This is a genomic window from Microbacterium oxydans (genome assembly GCF_000956405.1).
GTDB classification, from domain to species: Bacteria; Actinomycetota; Actinomycetes; order Actinomycetales; family Microbacteriaceae; genus Microbacterium; species Microbacterium oxydans_C.
In genome coordinates this window covers 15,786-40,102 of the sequence record NZ_JYIV01000013.1, presented here as the reverse complement: position 1 = coordinate 40,102, position 24,317 = coordinate 15,786, and the positions used below count along the sequence as shown (strand labels likewise).

At 70.1% G+C, this 24,317-nt stretch carries 28 protein-coding genes; 14 read left to right on the top strand and 14 right to left on the bottom strand.

The window, feature by feature from the left end; translation table 11 throughout:
- Positions 1-3 precede the first annotated feature (3 nt).
- Together RN51_RS01635 and RN51_RS01630 are read right to left on the bottom strand one after the other, a co-directional pair.
- Positions 4-786, bottom strand: coding sequence for an ABC transporter ATP-binding protein (locus RN51_RS01635; protein WP_045262304.1), 783 nt, complete (start codon positions 784-786; stop codon positions 4-6).
- Positions 787-864: 78 nt separating this feature from the next.
- Entirely contained in the window at positions 865-1,818 is a 954-nt protein-coding gene (locus RN51_RS01630) for an ABC transporter substrate-binding protein (protein WP_045262303.1), read from the bottom strand.
- 40 nt (positions 1,819-1,858) lie between these two features.
- Here RN51_RS01630 and RN51_RS01625 point away from each other — a divergent pair, with 40 nt between their 5' ends.
- From RN51_RS01625 to RN51_RS01615, 3 genes are read left to right on the top strand one after another with little or no spacing between them, the layout of a single operon-like run.
- The gene (locus tag RN51_RS01625; RefSeq protein WP_082066242.1) at positions 1,859-2,908 is read left to right on the top strand and encodes a FecCD family ABC transporter permease; all 1,050 of its coding nucleotides are present in this window, start codon (positions 1,859-1,861) and stop codon (positions 2,906-2,908) included.
- Positions 2,905-3,954: a FecCD family ABC transporter permease gene (locus RN51_RS01620; protein WP_045262302.1), complete on the top strand. Its 1,050-nt coding sequence runs from the start codon at positions 2,905-2,907 to the stop codon at positions 3,952-3,954. Before RN51_RS01625 ends, RN51_RS01620 begins: the two co-directional genes overlap by 4 nt.
- Complete coding sequence (locus RN51_RS01615; protein ID WP_045262301.1) at positions 3,947-4,753, top strand: siderophore-interacting protein; 807 nt, start codon at positions 3,947-3,949, stop codon at positions 4,751-4,753. The genes RN51_RS01620 and RN51_RS01615 overlap by 8 nt, the downstream gene beginning before the upstream one ends.
- Positions 4,754-4,776: 23 nt before the next feature.
- Here the strand turns inward: RN51_RS01615 and RN51_RS01610 are convergent, their stop codons facing one another.
- From RN51_RS01610 to RN51_RS01590, 5 genes are all read right to left on the bottom strand, one after another.
- Positions 4,777-5,019 (bottom strand): hypothetical protein, encoded by a 243-nt coding sequence (locus RN51_RS01610; protein WP_045262300.1) that lies wholly within the window; start codon positions 5,017-5,019, stop codon positions 4,777-4,779.
- Positions 5,020-5,100: 81 nt separating this feature from the next.
- A complete protein-coding gene (locus RN51_RS01605; protein ID WP_045262299.1) occupies positions 5,101-5,436 on the bottom strand; it encodes a hypothetical protein in 336 nt (111 codons plus the stop codon).
- Positions 5,437-5,498: 62 nt separating this feature from the next.
- The gene (locus RN51_RS01600; protein ID WP_045262298.1) at positions 5,499-5,804 is read right to left on the bottom strand and encodes a protealysin inhibitor emfourin; all 306 of its coding nucleotides are present in this window, start codon (positions 5,802-5,804) and stop codon (positions 5,499-5,501) included.
- Positions 5,779-6,849: a M4 family metallopeptidase gene (locus RN51_RS01595; protein WP_045262297.1), complete on the bottom strand. Its 1,071-nt coding sequence runs from the start codon at positions 6,847-6,849 to the stop codon at positions 5,779-5,781. Before RN51_RS01595 ends, RN51_RS01600 begins: the two co-directional genes overlap by 26 nt.
- 181 nt (positions 6,850-7,030) lie before the next feature.
- Entirely contained in the window at positions 7,031-7,474 is a 444-nt protein-coding gene (locus RN51_RS01590; protein ID WP_045262296.1) for a hypothetical protein, read from the bottom strand.
- A 182-nt stretch (positions 7,475-7,656) separates the two neighbouring features.
- Here RN51_RS01590 and RN51_RS01585 point away from each other — a divergent pair, with 182 nt between their 5' ends.
- Positions 7,657-9,177, top strand: a complete 1,521-nt coding sequence (locus RN51_RS01585) for an SDR family NAD(P)-dependent oxidoreductase (RefSeq protein ID WP_045262295.1) — start codon at positions 7,657-7,659, stop codon at positions 9,175-9,177.
- A gap of 88 nt (positions 9,178-9,265) precedes the next feature.
- Here RN51_RS01585 and RN51_RS01580 read toward each other — a convergent pair whose 3' ends face one another.
- Positions 9,266-10,333: a sensor histidine kinase gene (locus RN51_RS01580; protein ID WP_045262294.1), complete on the bottom strand. Its 1,068-nt coding sequence runs from the start codon at positions 10,331-10,333 to the stop codon at positions 9,266-9,268.
- 10 nt (positions 10,334-10,343) lie between these two features.
- A complete protein-coding gene (locus RN51_RS01575; RefSeq protein WP_045262293.1) occupies positions 10,344-11,015 on the bottom strand; it encodes a response regulator transcription factor in 672 nt (223 codons plus the stop codon).
- 87 nt (positions 11,016-11,102) lie between these two features.
- Between RN51_RS01575 and RN51_RS01570 the strand changes: the two genes are divergently transcribed.
- The 6 genes from RN51_RS01570 to RN51_RS01545 are packed head-to-tail and all read left to right on the top strand — an operon-like array spanning position 11,103 to position 14,841.
- A complete protein-coding gene (locus RN51_RS01570; RefSeq protein ID WP_045262292.1) occupies positions 11,103-11,765 on the top strand; it encodes a M15 family metallopeptidase in 663 nt (220 codons plus the stop codon).
- Complete coding sequence (gene alr, locus RN51_RS01565; protein WP_045262291.1) at positions 11,762-12,886, top strand: alanine racemase; 1,125 nt, start codon at positions 11,762-11,764, stop codon at positions 12,884-12,886. The genes RN51_RS01570 and alr overlap by 4 nt, the downstream gene beginning before the upstream one ends.
- The gene (locus RN51_RS01560) at positions 12,883-13,830 is read left to right on the top strand and encodes a D-alanine--D-alanine ligase family protein (RefSeq protein WP_045262290.1); all 948 of its coding nucleotides are present in this window, start codon (positions 12,883-12,885) and stop codon (positions 13,828-13,830) included. The genes alr and RN51_RS01560 overlap by 4 nt, the downstream gene beginning before the upstream one ends.
- Before the next feature lie 53 nt (positions 13,831-13,883).
- Positions 13,884-14,273 (top strand): VOC family protein, encoded by a 390-nt coding sequence (locus tag RN51_RS01555; protein ID WP_045262289.1) that lies wholly within the window; start codon positions 13,884-13,886, stop codon positions 14,271-14,273.
- Positions 14,274-14,320: 47 nt separating this feature from the next.
- On the top strand, positions 14,321-14,581 hold the full coding sequence (locus RN51_RS01550) for a type II toxin-antitoxin system prevent-host-death family antitoxin (protein WP_045262288.1): 261 nt from the start codon (positions 14,321-14,323) through the stop codon (positions 14,579-14,581).
- Complete coding sequence (locus RN51_RS01545) at positions 14,578-14,841, top strand: type II toxin-antitoxin system RelE family toxin (RefSeq protein WP_045262287.1); 264 nt, start codon at positions 14,578-14,580, stop codon at positions 14,839-14,841. Before RN51_RS01550 ends, RN51_RS01545 begins: the two co-directional genes overlap by 4 nt.
- Before the next feature lie 55 nt (positions 14,842-14,896).
- Here RN51_RS01545 and RN51_RS01540 read toward each other — a convergent pair whose 3' ends face one another.
- The 5 genes from RN51_RS01540 to RN51_RS01520 are packed head-to-tail and all read right to left on the bottom strand — an operon-like array spanning position 14,897 to position 20,828.
- Positions 14,897-15,913: an ABC transporter substrate-binding protein gene (locus RN51_RS01540; RefSeq protein ID WP_045262286.1), complete on the bottom strand. Its 1,017-nt coding sequence runs from the start codon at positions 15,911-15,913 to the stop codon at positions 14,897-14,899.
- A 10-nt stretch (positions 15,914-15,923) separates the two neighbouring features.
- The gene (locus RN51_RS01535; RefSeq protein WP_045262285.1) at positions 15,924-16,706 is read right to left on the bottom strand and encodes an ABC transporter ATP-binding protein; all 783 of its coding nucleotides are present in this window, start codon (positions 16,704-16,706) and stop codon (positions 15,924-15,926) included.
- On the bottom strand, positions 16,703-17,848 hold the full coding sequence (locus tag RN51_RS01530) for a FecCD family ABC transporter permease (protein ID WP_197073156.1): 1,146 nt from the start codon (positions 17,846-17,848) through the stop codon (positions 16,703-16,705). Before RN51_RS01530 ends, RN51_RS01535 begins: the two co-directional genes overlap by 4 nt.
- Positions 17,845-19,626: a prolyl oligopeptidase family serine peptidase gene (locus RN51_RS01525; RefSeq protein WP_045262284.1), complete on the bottom strand. Its 1,782-nt coding sequence runs from the start codon at positions 19,624-19,626 to the stop codon at positions 17,845-17,847. Before RN51_RS01525 ends, RN51_RS01530 begins: the two co-directional genes overlap by 4 nt.
- Complete coding sequence (locus tag RN51_RS01520) at positions 19,623-20,828, bottom strand: hypothetical protein (RefSeq protein ID WP_045262283.1); 1,206 nt, start codon at positions 20,826-20,828, stop codon at positions 19,623-19,625. The genes RN51_RS01525 and RN51_RS01520 overlap by 4 nt, the downstream gene beginning before the upstream one ends.
- A gap of 111 nt (positions 20,829-20,939) precedes the next feature.
- On the opposite strand from RN51_RS01520, the gene amiA reads away from it, so the two are divergent.
- The 4 genes from amiA to RN51_RS01505 all read left to right on the top strand — a co-directional run bounded on the left by amiA (position 20,940) and on the right by RN51_RS01505 (position 24,310).
- Positions 20,940-21,038 carry a streptamidine family RiPP gene (gene amiA, locus RN51_RS18770; RefSeq protein WP_017831216.1) on the top strand — a complete coding sequence of 33 codons (99 nt, stop codon included), beginning with the start codon at positions 20,940-20,942 and terminating at the stop codon, positions 21,036-21,038.
- An 85-nt stretch (positions 21,039-21,123) separates the two neighbouring features.
- A complete protein-coding gene (locus RN51_RS01515; protein WP_045262282.1) occupies positions 21,124-21,924 on the top strand; it encodes a hypothetical protein in 801 nt (266 codons plus the stop codon).
- Positions 21,921-22,910 carry a CocE/NonD family hydrolase gene (locus RN51_RS01510; RefSeq protein ID WP_045262281.1) on the top strand — a complete coding sequence of 330 codons (990 nt, stop codon included), beginning with the start codon at positions 21,921-21,923 and terminating at the stop codon, positions 22,908-22,910. Before RN51_RS01515 ends, RN51_RS01510 begins: the two co-directional genes overlap by 4 nt.
- A complete protein-coding gene (locus RN51_RS01505; RefSeq protein WP_045262280.1) occupies positions 22,907-24,310 on the top strand; it encodes a YcaO-like family protein in 1,404 nt (467 codons plus the stop codon). The genes RN51_RS01510 and RN51_RS01505 overlap by 4 nt, the downstream gene beginning before the upstream one ends.
- Positions 24,311-24,317 lie beyond the last annotated feature (7 nt).

Genomic DNA, 24,317 nt, shown 5'->3' with positions numbered 1-24,317 from the left:
AAATCACCGCCGGACCACCATCGGGGTGCCGGTCACCGGATCGGGTGTCACCACCGCGTCGATGCCGAAGACGTCTCCCACGCGCTCTGCCGTGATGAGCCCGGACGGGGTCCCGGTGGCGACCACGCGCCCCTCCTTCATGAGCACGAGGTTGTCCGCATACCGTGCCGCCTGGTTGAGGTCGTGCAGCACCGCGATGACGGTCTTGCCCTGCGCGTTCAGGTCCCGCAGCAGGTCGAGCAGCTCGTACTGGTGCGCGATGTCGAGGAAGGTCGTCGGCTCGTCGAGCAGCATCACCGGGGTCTGCTGGGCGAGCAGGAGCGCGACCCAGACGCGCTGCCGCTGCCCGCCGGAGAGCTGGTCCACGTAGCGCTCGGCGAGATCGGTGGTGTTCGTCGCGGCGAGGGCCTCGCGCGTGGCGGTGTCGTCGGCGGCCGTCCACCGCTGCAGTGCGGAGTGGTGGGGATACCTGCCGCGCGAGACCAGGTCTGCGACCCGCATCCCCTCGGGAGCGATGGCATCCTGTGGCAGGAGTCCCATCCTGCGGGCGAGTTCCTTGGAGCCGTACTCGCCGAGCGCGCGGCCGTCGAAGAGCACGTCGCCGGATTCGGGCTTCAGCACGCGGGCGAGGGTGCGCAGCACGGTGGACTTGCCCGAGGCGTTCGGCCCGAGGATCACGGTGAACGACCCCTCCGGCAGCGCCAGATCGACGCCGTCGACGACGACCTTGCCGTCGTAGGCGACGACGAGTCCGCGAGCTTCGAGTGCCGGGTGCGGCGTGGTCATCGTTCCTCCGGGTGTTCGAATCGCCCGAATGGTTCCCTTTTCGGGTGGGAGGGAACCATTCGGGCGATTCGAAAGGGATCAGCCGAGCAGGTCTTCGACCTGGTCGATCACCAGGTTGGCACCGATCACGCCGATGCCGACCATCCAGGTGTCGTCCTCCACCTGGAAGGCCTTGTCGCCGGAAGGGCCGGGCTGGGCGCCCCACAGGCCGGTGATTCGCTCCTGCGTGGTCGCGGTGGGGTCTCCACCGGGGCTCATGTAGAACACCACGTCGCCGTCGATCTGCTCGTAGAGCTCGGGGCTGAGCTCCATCATCGAGTACTCGTTCCAGTCGCGGTCTGCGCCCAGGTCGAATCCCATGTCGGTGAGCAGCGATCCCGAGAACGTGCCGGGCCCGTACAGGCGGAAGTTGTCGGAGCGGAAGCGCACGATCGACGCGGTGGTGCCGTCGGCTTCGACCGCCGAGCCGATCTCGGCCGCTCGATCCTGGACGCCCTTGATGAGCTCGTCCATCTTGTCGCTCTGGTCCACGGCGGCGGCGGTCAGCACGGCCTGCTCGGTCCAGTTGGTGCCGGTGTCCTCCGAGAAGACGGTGGGCGCGATGGCCGACAGCTCCTCGTAGAGCGCCTCGTGCCGCACCTTCGAGCCGATGATCAGGTCGGGGGCGAGGTTCGCGATCGCGTCGACGTCGGGCTCGGCGATGAAGCCGATCGATTCGGTGCCGTCGAGCTCATCGGCGAGGTAGGCCGGGAAGCCGCGTCCGGCCCCGATCTCCGGTGCGCCGACCGGAGTGATGCCCAGGGCGACCAGCGCGTCCATCTGCGGGGAGTCGAGCACGACGATCCGCTCGGGGACCGACTCGAACTCCGTCTCGCCCATCGCGTGCACCACGGTATAGCTCGTGTCCGTTGCGGGAGCGGATTCCTCCGCTGCGGGAGTGCTCGAGCATCCGGTGGCGATCAGGGTGATCGCGGCCAGAGAGGCGACAGCGGTGGCGAGCGGACGGAAGCGCGTTCGATGAGGTCTGTTCACGTCTCACAACCCTAGTGATGTTTGGTTAGGCTATCCAAATATGAGTTCCGAACCGGTCGTCGTCGCGCGCCGTCGCACCCCGCTCGCGGCATCCCGCTTCCCCACGCGGTTCGGCATCGCCCTGGTCGTGGCCCTGCTGGCGATCTCGCTGGCATCGAGTCTCGCCGTCGGCGCGCGGTTCGTGCCCCTCGACGAGGTCGTGCTCTCGCTGTTCGGCACGGGTGACCAGAACGTCCTGAACATCGTCGGCGAGCTGCGCGTGACCCGCACCGTCAACGCGGTCATCTGCGGCGTCGCGCTCGGTGCTGCCGGTGTGCTGATGCAGGCGCTCACCCGCAACCCGATCGCGGACCCGGGGATGCTGGGCGTCAGCGCCGGCGCTTCGTTCGGCGTCGTCGCGGGCATGAGCGTGCTGGGCGCCCTCGGCGTCGGAGGCACGATCTGGCTCGCGCTCGCCGGAGCGGCTCTCGCATCCGCGGTGATCTTCTGGTTCTCGGGCACCCGGTTCGCCTCGGGATCGCCCGTGCGACTGATCCTCGCGGGGGTCGCGTTCTCGGCCATCCTGGCCGGGCTCTCGCAGGCGATCGTGCTGACCGATGAGACGGTGCTCGACGCGTTCCGGTTCTGGAGAGTAGGCTCCCTCACCGCCCGACCGGTGGAAGAGGCGCTGCCGCTGGTGGCCTTCATCGTCGTCGGGGTGATCCTCGCTCTGCTGCTCGGGCCCGCACTGAACCTGATGGCACTCGGTGACGACAGCGCGATCGCGCTCGGAGTGAAGCCCGGTGTCGTGCGCGCGCTCGTGCTCGTCGCCGTCACGCTGCTCTGCGGAACGGCGACCGCGATCGCCGGACCTATCGCGTTCGTCGGTCTGGTCATCCCGCATCTGCTCCGTCGCCTTGTCGGATCCGACCTGCGCATCGTGCTGCCGCTGTCGCTGCTCGCAGCCCCGGCGATGCTGCTTCTGGCGGACACTCTCGGCCGCGTGATCGGCGGAGGCGGAGAGGTGCAGGTCGGCATCGTCACGGCTCTGATCGGCGGCCCGCTGCTCATCGCCTTCGTGGTCGGCAAGCGGACGGCGGGTATCTCATGAGCCCGCGCACCGTCGCGTTGACGTCCGACGACCGTGTTCTCCGCGGAGAGCGCTGGTCCTTCCGGTTCAGCCATCGCACGGCCCTCGTGTGCGGCATCCTCGCTGGTGCCCTGCTGGTGCTGCTGATCGCCGCGCTCATGATCGGCGAGTACATCGTCACCCCGGCCGCACTGATCGAGACGCTGCTCGGTCGCCCGCCGGAGCGACTGGACGGGTTCTTCGTGCTCGGTCGCCGTCTGCCGCGAAGCCTCGTCGCGATCGTCGTCGGTGCGAGCCTCGCCGTCGCCGGTGCCGTGTTCCAGAGCCTGACGCGCAATCCTCTCGCCAGCCCCGACGTGATCGGGATCAGCAGCGGCGCCTCGGTGGGCGCGGTGGTCGTGATGCTCGTGCTGGGCGGATCCCTGGCGCAGGCGGCCTTCGGAGCAGTCATCGGTGCCCTCGTCATCGCGGGCGTGATCGTGCTGTTCACCGCGCGTTCCGGGCTCCACGGTGTGCAGTTGATCCTCACCGGTGTCGCGCTGTCGGCCACCGCGATGGCCGTGGTCGACTACGTGCTGACCCAGGTGTTCGTCGCGAGCGCGACCACGGCGCAGACCTGGCTGATCGGCTCGCTGCAGGGCCGCGGATGGGGTGACCTGCTCCCGGCGTTGATCGCGTTGCTCCTGATCATCCCGCTCCTGGTCCGGGCGGCGCCGGCTGCGCGGATGATGGCACTCGGTGACAGCGTCTCGACCGCGCTGGGCGTGCGGACCGTGCGCGCGCGATGGATCCTGCTCGCGGCAGCCACTCTGCTCGTGGCGGTCGCCGTCGCCACGGCCGGGCCGATCTCGTTCGTCGCGCTGATCGCCCCGCACATCGCCAGGGGTCTGACCGGCGCGACGAGCTTCCTCGCCTCGGGACTCGTGGGGGCGCTGCTGCTGCTCACCAGCGACCTGCTCGCGCAGAACATCTTCCCGGCGCCGATCCCGGTCGGCGTCGTCACCATCACCGTCGGCGGCGCGTTCTTCCTGTGGCTGCTCTGGAGAGAGGGGGCTCGGCGTGGCTGAGCGCACCATCCACCGCGTCCGTCCTCCCCAGCGTCCTCGCCGCTCCGGCGCTCGCGTCTTCGCGGCCCGCGTCACGGCCGTGCGCGATCTCACCCCGCACATGCGGCGGCTCACCATGTCCGCGGTGGAGTTCGCCGACTACGCGCCCGCGGGACCGGACGAGTACCTCGGCCTGCTGCTGCCCCGCGACGAGAGCGCTCCGCTCGTGCTGCCCGCGAACGATGGGACGGAGAACATCCGTGCGGCGGTCGCGGCCATCCCCGAGACGGAGCGGCCGGATCTGCGCTGGTACACGGTGCGCGACCACCGTCCCGAGGCTCGCGAGATCGATGTCGACTTCGTCGTGCACGGTGACGAGGGTCCCGGAACTCGATTCGCCGGACGGGCGCGCGTCGGCTCGGCTCTCGGCATCCGCGAGTGCACGGCACTGTATGCGCCGCTGCCCGAGACTCGCGCGCGGGTGATCATCGGCGATGAGTCGTCACTGCCCGCGATCGCCCGCATCCTCGAGGAGACGGGGGGTTCGGAGACCCACGTCTTCATCGAGATCGCGGACGCCGCGGAGAGACAGGATCTCGCGGGCGCCGTCACCTGGGTCGAACGCCGGGGTGAGTTGCCGGGGGCGAGGCTGCAGCAGGCGGTACGGGCCGCTGAGCTTCCCGAGGTGATCGACTATGCGTGGGTGTGCGGAGAGCGACTCGCGGTGCAGGAGCTGCGCCGACACCTGGTCGATCGTGGCGTCTCCAAGGACCGGATCACGTTCTCGGGGTACTGGAGACTGGGTGAGGCGCGGGGCTGAGATCGGCGGGTCTGGCCGGTCTGTCAGTCGTTTTCGGGGTCGTCCTCGGGTTCCCGGTTCTCGGTCGCAGTGGCTTCCGGCTCGGGAGGCGCGACGGGGAACAGCACCGAACTCAGGTCACCGCTGGTCTCTGCGCCGAGTCCGATCGACAGCGGATCGACGACGGGTGCCGTGTCGAGGACTTCTGATTCGGAGCGCTCGAGAGGCTCAGAAGGCAGCACCCACTGGTTCTCTTCTTCTTCAGGCTTCTGTTGGAAAAGTCCCATGGGGTCCATTGTGACCCCGTGCCGCCGAGACAGGGCCGGATTCACACGCGATTGATCGGATGCCGCCGAGTGCCGGGCGCGTCAGGTGGAGGCCGTGCGGCGGAAGGTGAAGTACCCCGAGACGCCACCGTGATTGACAACGCCTGTTCCAGTGCTCATCAGCCGATCCGAGGTGGTGGCGCCGGAGTCGACGAAGGCGTATCCGGTGTGCTCGAGACGCCAGCCGACCCGCTCCACTTCGCCGAGGAAGTAGCCGACGCTCTCGTTCTGGAGGTAGTCGTTCTCCGCCGACCCCCAGGACGACGGGGCCCCGGTGAGGCGACTGACCTCGACGTGCAGATGGAGAAGGGGGTCACCCCTGGTGTACGCATCTCGTGCTGCTCCGAGCAGCCGTTCTGCTTCGTCCGTCGTCAGCATGATCCCCCTTCGCGAGGCCGCCGGTCCACGGCTCACCTGAGAGCGTACGTCGGATGGGCGTGTCAGGTGGAGGCCGCGCGCACGGCGTCGACGAGTGTGCGCCAGGGGCCGTCGAGTGCGGAGTCCGGCAGCTCGCGTTCGCGTCTCTCGGACGGCGTGCGCGCGCGGATGCTCCACATGAACCGGTCGGCGCCCCGTCCGGATTCCGTTTCCTGGTCCCACGGGCAGCGGTCGATCAAGTCGATCCACTCCACGGCGTCGTCGGGTTCCGCTTCGACCCGCCACTGACGACGGATGCCGGCGATGCCGCCCGTGCGCACCACCGCGATGACGACCTGTGCGTCAGTCGGTGGAGGGGACTCGCTCATCCTCATAGACTCCCACGGTCGTCCACGCCCGTCGAGCGGCGGTGACCGTCGACCGGTCGAACGTCGCGGCCGCGGCGACCGTGGCGTCGGCGAACTGCGTGAAGGTCGCGGTGCTCGACAGGCCTCCGGCGAGGGCGCGATACCAGACGGTCCCCGCGCGCTCCCAGGCGTTGCCGCCGAGGTCGGTCGCGAAGAGGGCGAACGCGCGGTTGGGGATGCCGGAGTTGATGTGCACCCCGCCGTTGTCTTCGGTCGTGCGGACGAAGCCGCTCATGTGGTCGGGCTGCGGATCGCGGCCGAGCTCGTCGTCGTCGTAAGCGGTGCCGGGCGCGATCATCGAGCGCAGCGCCGACCCTTCCACGGCATCGGTGAAGATCTCCGCGCCGATGAGCCACGTCGCCTGGTCGGCCGTCTGCCCGAGGGCGTACTGCTCGGTCAGGGCGCCGAACACGTCGGCGATCGACTCGTTCAGGGCACCGGGCTGCCCCTGGTACTCGAGGTTGGCGGTGTGCTGCACCACCCCATGGGCGAGTTCGTGGCCGATGACGGTGAGAGAGCCCGTGAAGTGCTGGAACACCTCTCCGTCTCCGTCGCCGAAGACCATACGCTCACCGTCCCAGAAGGCGTTGTCGTAGTCGACGCCGTAGTGCACGGTCGCGTCCAGCGGGGCACCCGCGTCGTCGAGGGAGTTGCGGTTGAACGCCGCCAGGAGCATCTCGAAAGTGGCGCCGAGTCCGTCGTAGGCCTCGTTCACCGCGGTGTCTTCGACCGGGGCATCGTCTTCGCCGCGCACGATCGCGCCCGGCAGCTGCTGGGTGTTGCCGGCGTCGCTGATCGTGCGGTTGGGGGCGTCGGACAGCTGCGCCACGAGGTCGCCGTTCTCGTCAATCGACAGGTCGATGCGGGCGCGGAACGGCGGTCGCCCGGCGGTCAGGGTCTGTCGCGCGGCAGCTGCAGCCTTCGGGAAGCGGCCCGACTCGGCCAGACGCGCGAGCAGATAGGAGGGGACCACTCCATGACGTTCTCCGGATGCTGTGCTGCTCATGGTGCGACCCTACGCCGGGGTGCCGACGTTCGGGGGTGTCCCACTCCCGGCGTGGTCAGCCGCGCGCGGGATCAGGCGGACGCGTCGAAACAGGCAGTTCCGCCGCACGATGGCCTGTTCTCGCGTGTTGGCCTGTTTTCGCGAGAGCCCTGCAGACCGCGGAGGGCCTGGCCGCGGCGTCTCAGTCGCGCTCGATGCTCAGCACGGTCGTGCGCAGGCCGTCGGACTCGAACTGCACCGGCATGCCGGGGTGGTCGACCGAGAACCAGAAGACACCGTCGACGGTGTCGTACCTGCGGCAGGTGAGTGTGCCGAGGGGAGTCGTCAGGCTCACTGTCGACACACTCGTCGTCTCGGGATCGAACGCGGAGTGGCCCTGGAGCTCGAGCCAGGTCACCCGGTTCGAGACGATCGCCTTCGGGTCGTCGACCGACCACCGGTCGAGCGTCGCGCCCTCGTCGTCCACGTCGTGGTAGCGGTTGACGTGCTCGGCGAGCGGGCCGTCCGGCCCTTCCAGGAGCAGATGGATCGTGGTGCCGGTCCCGGTGGCGTCGCGGATCTCGTCGGCGGTGAACGGCGTCGGAAGGAGTCCGGGGTCGATCAGGTGCGGATCGGGTTCGCTCATGCCTCCAGTCTGCGCCTTCGCGAGCGGAGCAGGAGCTCGCGTCGCCGAGCGCACGGGTTCTCGCTGAGCACACGGCATCGGCGCGCGGGTACACGGTGCACTCGGTGACATCCCGTGCACTCGAAGGAAAGGAGGAGGAGGGAGGGGGCGGACGTGCAGGATGCTCGCGTAAAATCGGGACAATGACCGACGCCCCCTCCGACGCTGCACCCGAACTCGGACCGGGCGTCGACCCCGACGATCTCGCCACCACGCTGCGTGTGCTGCGCGAGCTGCACCGGATCGACAACGAGCACCCCGACTTCATCGCGGTGCGCCAGGCCACCGCGGCGATGTTCAAAGACGTGAAGCGCGTGCGCCGCAAGCAGATCCGCGACGCCATCGCCGAGGCCGACAAGGCCGTGGTCGCCCGCACCGCCACGGGCGCCCCTGACCGCATCGACGACGAGACCCGTGGCAACGACCTCGCCACCAGCGTGGTGGACGCCCCGATCGCGGGAGAGCTGCTCAAGCCCCGCAACTGCTACATCTGCAAGCAGCCCTACACACAGGTCGACGCCTTCTACCACCAGCTCTGCCCGGACTGCGCGCGCTTCAGCCACGGCAAGCGCAACGCCCGCACCGACCTCACCGGCAAGCGTGCCCTGCTGACGGGTGGCCGCGCCAAGATCGGCATGCACATCGCGTTGCGGCTGCTGCGTGACGGCGCGCACACCACGATCACGACCCGCTTCCCCCGTGATGCCGTGCGGCGCTTCTCGGCCCTGCCCGACTCTGCCGACTGGCTGCACCGTCTGCGTGTGGTCGGCATCGACCTGCGAGACCCCGCCCAGGTGATCGGCCTCGCTGACTCGGTCGCGGCGCAGGGTCCGCTCGACATCCTGATCAACAACGCCGCTCAGACTGTGCGCCGCTCCCCGGGTGCGTACTCCCTGCTGGCGGATGCCGAGCTGCAGCCGCTTCCGGACGGGCCCCTGCCCGAGATGGAGACCTTCGGTCACACGGCCGATCCGCACCCGCAGGCGCTGCAGGCCTCGGTCGATGCGCATCCGCTGCTGTCGGTCGCTGCCCTCGGCGGCACGGTCGCCGAGCAGGGTGGACAGGCGCTCACGGCCGAAGACCTCGCCCGGCTCGCGATGGCCCCCGGATCCTCGTCGCTCGAGAAGCATGCGGACGGCACAGCGATCGACGCCGGCGGTCTCGTGCCCGACGTGAACCGCGTGAACAGCTGGGTGCAGTCGATCGAGCAGGTCGATCCGCTCGAGATGCTCGAGGTGCAGCTCGCCAACACCACCGCTCCGTTCCTGCTGATCAGCCGGTTGCGCGCGTCGATGGCCGCTTCCGACTCGCACCGCAAGTACGTGGTCAACGTCTCGGCCATGGAGGGGCAGTTCTCCCGCCGCTACAAGGGACCTGGACACCCGCACACGAACATGGCCAAGGCCGCTCTCAACATGCTCACCCGCACCAGCGCAGGGGAGATGCTGGAGAAGGACGGCATCCTCATGACCGCCGTCGACACGGGCTGGATCACGGACGAGCGCCCGCACTACACGAAGGTGCGCCTCGCCGAAGAGGGATTCCACGCCCCGCTCGACCTGGTCGACGGTGCCGCCCGCGTGTACGACCCGATCGTGCGCGGCGAGGCCGGCGAGGACATCCACGGTGTGTTCCTGAAGGACTACGAACCCAGCCCCTGGTGACGCCCGTTGCCGGTCTTCGAATCGCGCAAATGGTTCCTTCTGGGCCCCGCATCCGACCATTTGCGCGATTCGAAGCCCAGGTGGTCGGTCAGCTGGGAAGCTCCGTCGGGTAGGGGTGCGGCAGCCACACGGTCACGATCAGCCCGCCGCCCGATCGCGGGGTGAGCACCAGTGTGCCGCCGTGCGCCTGCGTGATGCGGTCGACGATCGCGAGGCCGAGTCCAGCCCCGGCATGGTCGTCGCTGCGGGTGCGCTCGGCGCCGCGCTGGAACGGTTCGACCAGGGTGGCGACGCGATGCGCGGGCAGCTGCTCGCCGGTGTTCTCCACGACCAGCGCGACCGCGTGCGGCATCGAGTGCGTGCGCACGGCCACGGCGCCGCCGGTCGGCAGGTTGTGCACGATGGCATTGAGCACGAGGTTCGTCACCAGCTGCGGCAGGAGCGCCGCGGATCCGAGCACCGGCGCGGGGACACCGCCGACCTCCATCGCGACTCCGCGACGGTCGGCCAGGGGCACCAGCGCCTCGACGGCCTCCTCGGCGAGAAGGGAGAGATCGACGATCTCCCGCGGGAACGTCCGACGTTCCGCCCGGCTCAGCAGCAGCAGCGCTTCGGTGAGATCGATCGCTCGCGTGTTCACCCGCTGCAGCCGGACGATCAGCTCGTCCACGTCACGGTCCGGGTCGTCGCGGGCGACTTCGAGTAGAGACTGCGAGATCGCGAGGGGAGTGCGCAGCTCGTGCGAGGCGTTGGCGGCGAACCGCTGCTGCTCGGCGACGTGCGCTTCGAGCTGCTCGAGCATCGAGTCGAAGACGTCGGCCAGGCCGCGAAACTCATCGCCGGGACCGGGGAGCCTGATCCGGTGTGAAAGCGATCCCTGCGCTGCCAGACGCGCTGCATCGCCGATACGCCCCAACGGTGCCAGCATGCGTCCGGCGAGGATCCAGCCTCCGGCTAGACCGATCACGAATAGGATCAGCATCGCTATCGCAGCGACGGGAACGAATACCCGCATGAGGTCGCTGCGGTTGGGAAATACTTCGACGGTGTCCGGGACATACCGCAACAGGTAGAAGACCACCGCTCCCAACAGCAGGACGCCGGAGACCACCACGATGCCCGCATAGCTGAGGGTGAGCTTGAGGCGAGCGCTCATCCCGCGGCGCCTAGGCATCGGCGTCCGTTCCGATCCGATAGCCGACACCCGGCACGGTGAGGATGATCCACGGCTCGCCCAGGCGTTTGCGCAGGGAGGAGACCGTGATGCGCACGGCATTGGTGAACGGGTCGGCGTTCTCGTCCCAGGCGCGCTCGAGCAGCTCCTCCGCGCTGACGACACCGCCCTCGGCGTCGACGAGCACCTCCAGCACGGCGAACTGCTTGCGGGTGAGTGCCACATAGCGGTCGTCGCGGTACACCTCACGACGGAACGGATCGAGGCGGAGGCCGGAGACCTCCAGCACGGGAGGCCGACTGCGCTGACGGCGACGGTCGAGGGCGCGCAGACGCAGCACCAGCTCGCGCATCTCGAACGGCTTGGTGAGGTAGTCGTCGGCACCGATCTCGAAGCCGCTCGCCTTGTCGTCGAGCCGGTCGGCCGCGGTGAGCATGAGGATGGGGATGCCGCTTCCCGACGCGACGATCCAGCGGGCGATGTCGTCGCCGGAGGGGCCAGGCACATCACGGTCGAGCACGGCGAGGTCGTAGGAGTTGATGCTCAGCAGTTCGAGCGCCGTGTCGCCGTCGCCCGCGATGTCGGCCGCGATCGCCTCCAGGCGCAGCCCATCGCGGACCGCCTCGGCGAGGTAGGGCTCGTCCTCGACGATCAGCACACGCATGGCAGCGATCCTACGCACCCCGGCATATCGCGAGCATATGGAAAAGCGCATACGCCGTCGCAACTGCGCTCCTTCTTCACTGGGAGCATGAACACCAACAGCTCGTCCCTCCTGCCGCGGGCACGCCGCCGCCGTCGGGTCGCCGGCGCCGTGGTCGCGCTCGCCGCCGCCGTGATCCTGGCGTTCGCGGTGCAGCAGTCGTTGTCCGTGGCTTTCGCCGACACGGCGAAGACGCTCCCCACGCCCGTGCCGACCCCGGTGCCCGACGAGGTGCAGCCCGTCGACGTGCCGGGTGACGCCGACGGGGCGATCCGTGACGGGGATCAGCCCACGGTGTTCGACGTGGACCGCGTCGCGGTCGGCAACCTCGACCCCGCGCTGCTCGACGCCCTGCAGCGGGCGGCCTCGGACGCCGAGCGCGACGGCGTCACGTTCCTGGTGAACAGCGGATGGCGCTCGCCGGGGCTCCAGGAGCGGATGCTCCAGGACGCGATCGCCGACTACGGCTCGGAGGACGAAGCGCGTCGCTGGGTGGCGACGCCGCAGACGTCGGCGCACGTGTCGGGTGATGCCGTGGACGTCGGTCCGCTGCCCACGCTCGACTGGCTCGCCCAGCACGGCTCCCACTACGGGCTGTGCCAGACCTACGCGAACGAGTCCTGGCACTACGAACTGCGCCCCGAGGCGATCGATCAGGGGTGCCCCGAGATGTACGCCGACCCCACCGAAGACCCGAGGATGCAGCGATGACCATCATGACCGTCCCTCATCCCGCGATCGCCTCGCGCCTGCATGCGCCGACGCTGACCACGCTCCCCGACGCCGTCGCCGAGAACCTGCGGATCGTCAGGGCCGCGACCTCGGTGCCGATCATGGCCGTCGTGAAGGCGGACGGCTACGGACACGGTGCCGTCGTGGTGGCCAGAGCAGCGGTCGCGGCGGGGGCGGAATGGCTCGGGGTGACGCAGGTCGCCGAGGGTGTCGCACTTCGAGAGGCCGGACTCGCCGTGCCCATCCTCTCCTGGTTGAACCCTGCGGGTATCGATGCGGAGGCGGCGGCGGAGCATCGCATCGACATCGCGGTGGGTTCGGCCGAAGAACTGCACCAGCTGATCTCCGATGCGTCCCGCCCGGTCAGAGTGCATCTGCACCTGGACACCGGGATGGCCCGCGGCGGGTCTCCGTTGGAGGAATGGCCCGAGCTGTTCCGGCTGGCCCGCGCCGGGAGGGGGCGTGTCGAGGTCATGGGCGTCATGGGTCATCTGCCGTGTGCCGACGAGGGCGACCCGCGCGCGAACGCGGCGTCGGTGCTGCGCATGCGGCAGGGGAGGGATGCGGTCCTGCGCGCCGGGCTCGGTCCGGTGCTCGTGCATCTGGCGGCGACGTCGGGGGCGCTGACCGATCCCGCGACGCATTTCGGGATGGTTCGGATCGGCGCGGGCCTGGTCGGGATCGACCCCTCGGAGACGACGCCACTGGTCGGGGCCGCGCGCTGGACCGCCCCCGTCGTGCACGGTGCTCTCGCCCCGGCCGGCACGGCTGTCGGGTATGCGGGAAGCCATGTCAGCCGCACCGAGACGCACCTCGCGGTGGTGGGCGTCGGGTACGCCGATGGGATCCCGCGCGAGCTCGCGCCTGGCGCCGGCGTCGAGATCGGCGGCGTGCGGCATCCGATCGTCGGACGGGTGTCGATGGATCAGATCGTGGTCGACACCGGGGCCGCGCTGTTCCCGCGCGGCACGATCGCGACCGTGTTCGGGCCGGACGGGGGCCCGGTGCCCTCGGTGCAGGAGTGGGCGCGGTGGGCGGGGACGATCCCGCACACCATCGTCACCGGGATCGGAGCGCGAGTGCGGAGGAGTGCGGCATGACGAGGGTGCTGGTCATCGGGGGAGGGCAGAACGCCGAGCACGACGTGTCGCTGGCATCAGCGGCCGCGGTCGCCGCAGCCCTGCGGCTGGGCGGTCACGAGGTGACGTGCGTGACGATCGATCGAGACGGCATCTGGCGCGTCGACGGACGCCCGAACGGGGGATCCACCGCCGAGTCGCTGGCGCTCGCGCTTCCCCTGCTCACGCGCACGGACGTGGTCTTCCCCGCTGTGCACGGTGCGCTCGGCGAGGATGGCGCACTGGCAGCGCTGTGCGCGCTCGCCGGAGTCCGCGTGGTGGGCTCGGGTCTGCGAGCGGGGGCGATCGGCATGGACAAATGGACGACGAAGCTGGTGGCGGATGCGGTGGGGATCGGGACCGCACGGGGGCGGTTGGTCTCGGCGGACGACATCGGGGACGTGGAGTTCGACGGCGAGGTCGTCGTGAAACCGGTGTCGGCGGGATCGAGCCACGGCGTGAGCCTCGTGACTCAGGAGGAGGATCTGCTCGCCGCGCTGCACGAGGCTGCGCGCTTCGACCGGCGCATCCTGGTCGAGGAGGTCGTCCGGGCGCGGGAGATCGACGTGGCCGTGCTGCGCGAGAAGGGGGGCATCCGGTGGGCGGCTCCGCCGCTCGAGATCCACGCGACCGGACTCTTCGACACCGCGACGAAGTACGACGGGAGCGCGCGCTTCACGGTGCCGGCTCAGCTCGACGCGGGCGAGGCGGCCGCCCTCAAGCGTGCTGCCATCGCGATGTTCGACGCCCTGGGGTGCGATGGCGTCGCGCGGATGGACTTCTTCCTCACGGACAGGGGTCCCCTGCTGAACGAGGTGAACACGATGCCGGGGTTGACCGCAGCGTCGCAGGTGCCGCGGATGTTCGCGGCTGCGGGAGTGGACTACGTCGACCTGGTCGGCAGGCTCGTGCACGCCGCGGTGTGAGGAGGAGTCGAGAAGGCATCGACAACCGGGCCCAGGAGGCGGATGCTGGAGCCATGGCAGCTTTCACAGCGGACAACGCGTTCAGCGGATTCAGCGTCGACGACATCGACGCGGCGGAGGAGTTCTACGGCACGACCCTGGGGCTCGACGTCGAGCGCAACGCGATGGGTTTCCTCGACCTGCGCCTGCCTCGCGGCGGCTCGATCCTCGTGTACCCGAAGCCGAACCACACGCCGGCGAGCTTCACGATCCTGAACTTCCCGGTGGCGGATGTCGACGCCGCCGTGGATGAGCTCATCGCCCGGGGCGTGCAGACGAAGATCTACAGCGACGAGGAGTTCCCCTCCGACGAGCGCGGCATCGTCCGCGGCAACGGGCGGGGACCGGACATCGCGTGGTTCCGCGACCCCGCGGGCAACGTCCTCGCCGTCATGCAGGCCTGATTCAGGTATCTTCTCGCTCTTATGTACATAAGGGGTAGAATGGTGACATGAACACGATCAGCCGCAGCGTCCCGTCGAAGGATCTTCGCGACAGCCTGGCCGACGTTCTCGGAGGTGTCGCCTACGGTTCCGAGCGCGTGGGCGTCACCCGCCACGGCAAGCTCACGGCCGTCGTGATCAGCGTGGCTGATCTGGAACTGCTCGAAGAGCTCGAAGCCGCGCGCGATGCGGCCGAGTTCGCGGCCGCCAAGGCTGCGGATGATGGTCAGCGGGTGTCGCTCGATGAGCTCATCACGGAAGTTGCGTGACGAGCTACCGGGTCGAGTTCACCACAGCGGCCGCCAAGGAGATACGCAAACTCGACGCGCAGATCCGTCGACGGATTCTCGTCGGCATCGCTGAGCTGGAACGGGAGCCCCGCCCTCCCGGTGTCCGAAAGCTCTCCGGCTATGACAATGCCTGGCGGGTGCGCATCGGCGACTACCGCGTGCTCTACGAAGTGATCGACGATCAGGTGCTCGTGACCCTGGTGCGTGTCGCGCACCGTCGAGACGTCTACGAGATCTGACGCCACACCCCCGAAGGGCGTGTGCTCTCCGGGGGTGCAGGCGCGGCAGTGCTGCTCAGTCGAAGACGACGTCGGGGTGGAGGCCCTCGGCGATCAGTCGCACGGCCGAGACGTTGCCGAGTGTGCCGGGGAACAGGTCGGTCGAGGGCACCGCGATCAGTCGGCCGTCGCGCACGGCGGGCATGTCGGGGAACGTCGCGGCGAGGTAGGAGCGGACGGCTGCCTCGTGCGCGGGGTCGGACACCGCGAAGACGATCGCGTCCGGTGCCTCTGACGCGAGTGACTCCGGGGTGATCTCGGCGGCGAAGAAGTCGGCGAACGCGGGGTCGTCCGGCGTGAAGACGTTGTCGGCACCGGCGCGCTTCAGGATGTCGTACTCGATGCCGGCGCCGATCGCGGTGAGGGTCGTCCCCTCCACGAAGATCTGAGCGACGCGGGGACGATCCTGGCCGTCGAGCGCCGCCTCGACGGTCGCGAGCTCGGCCTTGGACGACTCGATCAGGTCCTTCGCCTCGTCCTCGACATGGAAGATCTCGCCGAGGTTCTCGAGGTCGATGAAGAGGTCGTCGACCGTGCCCTCCATGCGCCGGTCGAAGCATCCGCCGGTCGCGGTGTACGCGGCGACGCCGGCTTCGGAGAGCTGCTCGATGCTGGCGAAGCCCTGCTCCGCGGTGAACTCGTAGGTGGTCGGCGAGTAGACGAAGTCGGGTTCGACGGCGAGCAGTTCCTCCCGGCTGGGCGGGGCGTCTCCGCCGATGACGGGCACATCGGCCGCGAGGTCCGCGACGTCGCTCGGCAACTCCTCCGCGGTGGCCTGCGCCTGTCCGACGAGCGAATCGGCGAGACCCAGGCGTAGTAGCAGCTCGGTCTGCGAGGGGTGCAGTCCGACGACGGCCGTCGGCGTGGCCGGGATCTCGACGGTCCGGCCGCAGTTCTCGATGCTGATCGCCCCTTCGGAGGAGACGGGTGCTGCTCCTGTGGAGACTCCGCTGCCGCAGGCGGTGAGGGCGATCGCGCCGAGGCCGACGGATACGGCGGCGAGCAGGCGGGTGGATCGGGTACGTGGTGTCATTCTTCTTCTCCTAGGTGAGGGGTTGGGGCTGTCTGGGGTGGAAGGTCATCGCGCGTGCTCCCGTGTCGACCTCGACGGCGATGCGGGCGGTCACATGGAAGACCTCGTCGACGAGCGCGGGGGTGAGCACGGTGTCCGGAGCGCCGAAGGCCACGATCCTGCCCTCGTCGATCACCGCGACGTCGTCGCAGAACGCGGCGGCGATGTTGAGATCGTGGAGGGCGGCGATCACGGTCGTGCCGAGGCCGCTCACCACACGCATCAGATCGAGCTGGTGCGCGATGTCGAGGTGGTTCGTCGGTTCGTCCAGTACGAGGATCTCGCCGCTCTGCGCGAGGGCTCTGGCGAGCATCACCCGCTGGCGCTGACCGCCCGAGAGTCGACGCACCAGTCGGTCGCCGAGATCGTGCACGTCCGCGGTGCGCAGGGCCTGGTCGACGATGCGCTGATCCTCCGGGGTGTCCCGGCTGAACGGCGGACGATGGGGTGAGCGGCCGACCAGCACTGTCTCGCGCACGGTGAGATCGAACTCGGACGGGGCGTCCTGGAGCATGACGGACACGGTGCGCGCGAGCGTGCGCGGTGGCAATTGTGAGACGTCGACCCCGTCGATCAGGACACGCCCCTGCTGCGGACGCTGGCCCGTGAACAGGGTGCGCAGCAGGGTGGATTTGCCGCTGCCGTTCGGGCCGAGGAGACCCACGATGCGGCCTGTGGCGACCTCGAGGTCGATCCCGTGCAGCACCGTGCGTCCGCCGCGGGCGACGCTCACGCCGTCGAAGTGCACGCTCATCGGTCGAACCCCGCCCGGTCGCCCCCGCTGCGCATCAACCACAGGAAGAACGGAGCCCCGACGAAGGCGGTGAGGATGCCCAGGGGGATCTCGGTGGGCATCGCGACCGTCCGCGCGAGCAGGTCGGCGACCATCAGGAACAGAGCGCCGCCGAGGATCGTGATCGGCAGCATCCGCCGGTGCTCGGAGCCGACGAGGAGTCGGGCCATGTGCGGCACGACGAGCCCGACGAATCCGATACCGCCACTCACCGCGACGATCGCTCCGGTCAGCAGCGACGCGAGCACGAGCAGCACGCCCCGCACCCGGGTCGTGCGCACTCCGACGGCCAGCGCCGATTCGTCGCCCGCGAGCAGCGCGTTCATGGAACGGGAGAGCCCGAACACGGCGATGCAGGCGATCGCGAGCGCGACCGCAGGGATCAGGAGCGTTGACATGTCGGCGGCCGACACGCTGCCGAGCAGGAAGAACATCACGCTCACGACGTTCTGGGCGTCGGTGGTGAGGGTGAGGTAGCTGGTCACCGCGCTCAGCAGGGCGCCGAGCGCGACACCGGCGAGGATCATCCTGGTCGGGGACAGCTCTCCGCGGATGCGCGCGAGCATGGCCACGAGGAGGCAGGCGACCATCGCCCCCACGAACGCCGCACCGCTCATCGTCAGCCCGAGGAAGGTGGCGCCTCCGGAGACGATCACCAGCACGGCGCCGACGCTCGCGCCCGAGGAGACGCCGAGGATGTACGGCTCGGCGAGGGGATTGCGCACGACGGCTTGCATCATGGCTCCGGCGAGAGCGAGTCCCGCCCCCGAAAGTGCGGCCAGGAGCGACCGGGGCACCCGGAACTGCCACACGGCCTGGTCCTGCAGCGGGGTGAGCGTGCCGTCTGACATCCAGGGCATGCCGGGGATCAGGTGGCCGATCACGATCTTGGCGGCATCGAGGGGGGAGACGCCGACGGGGCCGGTGGCGGCGGAGACGACGAGGACGAGAACGGCGAGCACGACGATCGTCGTCACCGTCGGGCCGACCGGGAGGATCCGTCGACTTCCGCTGCGGTGCAGAGCGTGCTCTCGGCTCCCCTGCCTTCGGAAGGACAGGCGTCGGACGCGTCGTTCGGGGAGGGCGGCTGTCGAATCGCTCATCGGGTGTCTCCGGTCGTGGTGCCTGCTGTGCTGGTCGATGTGACCTCTGCGGCGAAGTCGAGCACCGCGAGGCCGAGGTCGTGCAGGGCGACGGACTCGTTCGCGCCATGACCTGCCCCCGCTGCCGTCCATGAGCGGGCCGAGCCGCCCGCCCGACGCAGCGACTCGACCATCCGGTGCGTGTCGCGGGCGAGGACCCTGGTGTCTTCGCCGAGCACCACTCCCAGATAGGAGGGGACCGGCGCACCGACCGGAAGGGACTCGGCGCGTGCGAGCGGAGACAGCGCACCGAGTCGCGCACGGGACGCGGGTGTGCCGTCGTCGCCGAACTCCGCGCGCCAGCCCGCCCCGAGCGGATGATCCTCGAGGGCGAGCACGTCGAGCGGGGCGGCTGTGGTCACGAACCCCGCGCACAGCTCCGGATGTTCGAGCGCGCACGCGGCAGCGACGACCCCGCCCAGCGAGGCCCCGGCGAGGACGAGTAGATCGGGACGGGTGACACCGGCCGCGATGAGACCGCGGGCGACGTCGGCGAGATCGGCGACGGTGCGGTGCTTGCGCTCGCCGTATCCGGCTTCGCGCCAGGCCTCACCGCGCTCGCCCCCACCACGGAGCTGGGCGAAGGCGTAGGCACCGCCGACCTCGATCCACGCGGGCACGGTCGGTTCGAACACGGGCAGGTGCGGCACGCCGAAGCCGCCGTAGCAGGTGAGGATCATCGGCAGCGGATCTGTCGTCCCCGCGCCCGTGATCCCCTCCGCAGTGCTCGGCGACGTCACGTGCACCGTGAGGGTCGTGCCGTCGGCGGCCGGGATGTCGTGGCGCACGGTGGTCGCGCGGGAGTACGGGGAGGGCGGCGCGATCGTGGTCCCGAGCTGTGCGCGCTCGACGATGCGGGGTGGCGTGAGCGGGCCTTCGACGCCCAGATGCAGCCCGCCGTCGTCGACGCCGATCATCGTCGTGGTGAGCACATCGGCGTCGGAAGAGGCAGGTTCTGCGCGGCCGACCTCGATGCCGTCGTCGAGGTCGATGAGCACGCTCCGCCCTTCCGCCACGGCGAGCGCCACCACCCGATCGTCCTGCACCGCGACGTCGACGATCCGCACGTCGGGGTCATGCCAGTGCCAGAGTGTGCTGTCGTTTGCGCTGTCGGCTGCGGCGTCGATCGACACGGCATCCAAGCCCCTGTCGTGCCACACGAGCACCCCGGAGCCGAGCGGGCCGGCGCGGAACAGTGCGGACCACCGGCCCAGCGGCGTCCCCGTCGCCCGGTCGGTCAGAGTGGTTCCCGCCCCTGTCGAGCTGAGGGCGCGCAGGCCACTCGCTCCCCCGGGGAACAGTCGCAGCCGGCCCTCATTCGCCAGGGGAGCCACCCGGGTCTCGCCGGTTTCCACGTCGAGGGTCACGAGCTGGCGGTCGCGGCTGGCGACCACGTCGAGGCTCCGCGAGTCGGCCGTCCAGAGCACCGTGTCGTAGCGCAGGCGGATGTCGTGATGGAGGTGCAGCGTGCCCGCGGCGACGTCGACGAGGCCGAGGACGGCGTTCTCGTCGGCGGTGGGCGCCCATTCCACCGCGATGAGGCGACGGTCGGGGGAGGGGAAGATCCGATGGAGGTGTCCGTCCGGCTCGATCACCGTCGAACCGTCGAGACGATGGATGCCGCGGCGGGTGCGCCCGTCCGCACGCCCCAGTGCGAAGCCGCCGAGTGGAAGACCAGGCCGACCGTGGTGCTCGGCGCGGGTGAGGGCATCGTCGAGCACTCCCCGATGCGTGTTCATCGGCCCACCAGGTCGTCGACGCGGTCGCCCTCGGACGCCCACAGCAGATGCCCGCCCTCGTCGAGCGGGGTGGGGAGCTCGACCGTCGAGATGTCCGTCCCGCGGAGGAGATGGATCGTGCCGTCGCCGCCGCTGGTGACGGCGATCGTCCCGCCGACGGGGTCGATCGCGATGGACCGGCGTTGGGCGGGGCGGCCGTCGACACCGTCCCACGGCAGCCGACCGGCGCGAGGGGGGTGGGCCATCGCCGGGATCGGGACGATCTGTGAGACTCGTGCGTCTTCGCGATCGATCACGACCACCGCATCTCCGTCGGGGTGGATGACGGCGACCGCCGCGACGCCTGCAGCCAGCGCGAACCGGAACGCGAGTCCCGGGGGCAGCGGTACGGCACGGGAGGAGCCGGATGCGAGGTCGATCTCGACGAACGTGTTCGTCCATTCCGGCCACGATCCAGGGGCGGCCGGTCCCCCGCGCACGATCCCGGTCGCCCGCCCGGTGTCGCCGGCGAGACGCAGGTAGTACGCCCGTCCGTCGACGGGCCAGGGGATGCTGCCGATGGCCCGAGGTGCACCCCCGTCGACGACGAAGCGCTCGAGCCCGCGGCTCGTCGCGATGCCGATGATGCCGGACACGGGGTCGATCACGTCGCCGTGGCCGTCCGCGGCGATGTCGGTGAGAACGCGTCCGTGGAGCACCGGGGCGTGGGGTCCGACCGCGAGCGCCGCGGCGAGGGGGATCGCTTCGACGGCCCCGGGTTCGCGGTGACGGAGCACGATCGTCGGCTCGCCGGAGGCCTGGTCGGGAGCGACGACGACCCCGGGCTCGCCGACTCGGGCCCGGAACCGCACGGATGAGTCGGTCGCGAGATCGACGACGGTGACCAGGTCGCTCCAGGCTTCCTCGTTCGCCCCCAGGCCGGAGGAGACGACGACGTGACGACCAGACGGGTCGCAGGCGAGGTGTTCGGCGGGGATGGCGATCGGGATGCGTCGCACGGTGTCGCCGCCGCCGACGACCAGAGCACCGCCGCGGTCGTCGGCGAACGCCCAGCGGCCGTTCGGGCCGGAGGGCAGGCGGAGGAATCCGGCGTGCTCGGCGAGCCAGCTGTCGGCCACCGCGACACGCCGGGAGTCGCCATGAATCTCGAAGACGGTCCCGGCCCGGTGATCAGCGGCGAGGAGGGGAAGCGAGGAGGGCATGGTCGCCAGACTAGTAGATATTGAGAATCATTATCAATTAGGGTCGATCTCGTCCCACCGTGGACCCGCCCCGCACCCCGCGGGTCGGAAACCTCACAGAAGGAGAACGAAATGGAAAAGCAGATCCTCGCCGAGATCGAAGAGTCCGAGCAGCTGGCGCACCTGTCGGCATCGCACTCCAACGCACTGGTCGAGAACCCGTTCGACTGATCGCGGATCCTTCCGTCGCGCTCTCGAGCGCACTCCAGTCCGGCCGGGCGTTCGCGCCCGGCCGGGCCCTTCACCGAGAGAATCCATGACTTCCGACTCCCGTATCCTGCCGCTCCCCGACTCGGGAGCCCATCTCGTCCTCGGCGCAGACGGCCGCCCCCGGATCCGCCTGCGCACCGGACGGTTCGTCCTGATCGACGCACCACCCGCCGAGCTGTTCGACGCTCTCGACCGTGCTGTGGACGGCACATCCTCCGCCTTCCTCGGCCGCCTGACGGTCGAGGTGCAGGAGCGCGAGTCCGCGGATGCACTTCGCCGCTGGCCGGACGAACGCCGCGATGTCTGCCTTCTGGGAGCAGGCCCACTCGTCGATGAGCTCGAACGCGTGCTGCAGGCCTGGGGCGCGCGGGTCACCGTCCTCGATCCGGCGTCCGCGCTGCCGGGGGACGCCTCCCTCGTGGTCGCCTATGCCGAGGATGCGCACGACCGTCGTCGGTGGGCCGACCTCGACATGCTTCCCCTGCGGGGTGTCGCCTGGCTGCGTGTGTACCGTGAGGGCGAGAGCATCCTGATCGATCCGCTCGCGCTCGACGAGCACGACCCGACCTCGGCCCAGGTGTCCGCGCGACGGCTGGCCGCCAGCAGCGCACCCGCTTCGACCGAGGCATGGCAGCAGTCCGGTCCGGCCGCGGCCACCCCCGTCGACGAGGCGACCTCGGTGCTCGTGCTCGCTCGGCTGCTGGACGTGATCCTGGCCTGGGCGCGGGCGGACGCCGACCTCGACCATCTGCGCACGACCCTGTGGAAGCTGGTGCCGTCGACCGGATCGGTCACCGAGCACACGGTGCTCCCCTTCCCCGCGGCACCGCCGAGGCTGCTCCGATGACCCCGCCCCGCGATGCCCGTCCCCACGCCGTCGTCGCCGATGACGGAGCCCTGCTGCGCGGGTGGGTCTGGTCGCCCGCAGAGATGCGAGGCGTGGTGGTCATCCGCACGCCCTACGGCGCCTGGCGGCATGCAGACACCGCGCGGGCCTGGGTGAGGCGCGGCTACCGCTGCGTGATCCACGACGTACGCGGCAGACATTCGTCCGACGGCGAGTGGCATCCCTACCTCTCCGAGCGTGCGGACGGTCGCGCGGTCGTCGATGCTGTCAGGGCCGAGAGCCCCGGGCTGCCGCTCCTTCTCTCCGGCGGCTCGTACGCCGCCCACACCGCACTCGAGGCGGCGAGATCGGTCGACGTCGATGCGCTCGTACTCCTGGTTCCGGCGCTCGGTCTGGCCGAGACCGCGTGGGACGAGAACGGGCGACCGCACCTGCGCGACCGGATCGGGTGGTGGCACCAGCACGGTCGTGGAGCGCGTTCCCTCCCGCCGTTGAGCGACGAGGAGCTCGAGGCCAGGGTGGCACGGGCATCTGAGGTCGGCGTGCACCGGGCGGCAGAGGAATGGGGGTGGTCGCGGGAGGTGCTCTCCGGCTGGCGGCGCCTGTGGTCCGCGCCCGCCGTCGATCTGCACCGCGCCTACGGCGACCTCCGCGTGCCCCTGCTGCTCATCCGCGGCGACCACGACTTCTTCTTCGCGGATGCGGGCCGGCTCGCCGACGCCTGGCGTGGGCCGCTGCACCTGGTCGACGGTCCCTGGGGCCACCGGCTCGCCGCCGACATCGACGATGACGACGTCCGCTCGCGGCTGCGCAGCGCGGGCGGCATCGGCGGGGTGCTGGATGCCTGGCTCACCGAGACCGGCCTGCCCTCGGCGGGAACAGCGTCGGCACCCGAAACCGCACATGTCGGTCGGCAGTCGACCCGGCGCACCCGATCGGCCTTCGAGCCCGAGACCGGCCGCTGGCGCTACGAGAGGACAGCATGAACGCGCACGACACCCGGAATGACCGCGCCGCTCGGGCGACCCTGCCCGCCGAGGCGCTCGTCGATGCGGAGGCAGGCATCATCCGCTCGGTGCGCGAGGTTCCGCATCCGATCGGCGCTCCGCACCGGTATCTGGCTCTCACCGCATCGGTCGCCGACGCCCGCCTGCTGGGCGAATGGCCCGCCGACCGGGTCTCGCTCGGCACCTCGTTCGGCGACCCAGCCCAGGCGCGCATCGCGGCGATCGGCGAAGGCGTGGAGCGGTACTGCGGCAACTGGCTGCCCGATGTGCTGCCGCCGGACGAGCTCCGTGTCTCCTCGGCGGAAGAGCTGCGCGCCGACGGGGAGCCCGTCATCGACGACGCCGATCTTCCGCGCTTCGCCGACTGGCAGCTCTCCCGTCCTGGCTTCCCCTATCAACGGCTGGAGGAGTCCACTCCCACGCTGTGGGCGCGCTGCGACGATCTCGACGGGGGCTCGGTGTGGATGCCGGATTCCCTCGTGCACCTGAACTGGCGGCAATCCCGGTTCCGGTCCCTGCCCCGCACGCATCACCTCAACTACGCCGGGATCGCCACGGGCGCAGGCTTCCACGACGCACGTGACCGCGGGGTGATCGAGGTGATCGAGCGGGATGCGCTCGAGGTGTGGTGGCACCTCGACGGGCCGACGCTCGGCATCGACCCTGCGACGGTCCCCGGCCTGCTCGACGATCTGCGCGGAAGCAGCCTGCGTGTGTGGCTGGTCGCCATGCCCTCGGAGTTCGCCCCGGCGATCGGCGCTCTCGTGCACGACCCGGAGCGCGGCCTCTACGCCGCGGGGTTCTCGGCCGCGCTCGATCCCGCACGCGCCGCACGGAAGGCCGTGCTGGAAGCCGTGCACACCTGGATCTACACGCAGGGCTGCACGACGGCGGACGGGTGGGTGTTCCGCGCCGTCGCCGAAGGATTGATGGCGAAGGGGCTCACCCTCGAGTTCCGTGCGGACGCCGACTACACGACCGCGGCCGGAGCCCGGTTCGAGAAGGTCATCGACCTCGGCGCACACGTGCAGGTCTGGCTGGACCCGACCGTGCATGGAGAGGCACGCCGGTTTCAGGATCCAGTGCAGGGCGTACTCCCGTTGAGCGCAGTGGAACCCGTGACGATGGACGAGGTCTACACGCGCCTGGCTGATCGCGGCCACCGCGTGCTCACGCGCGACCTCACGACCTCCGACGTGCGGCGCACTGATCTGCGCGTGGTGCGCTCGATCGTGACGGGGCTCGTCCCCAACGCACCGGCCGCGTTCTCGTACCTCGGCATGCCCCGGTTCCGAGAGGCGGCGCAGGAGCGCGGCTGGCGGACGACCTGGAACGGCGGACCGGAGGACTTCACGCTCCTCCCGGCCCCGCACATGTGAGGTCTGC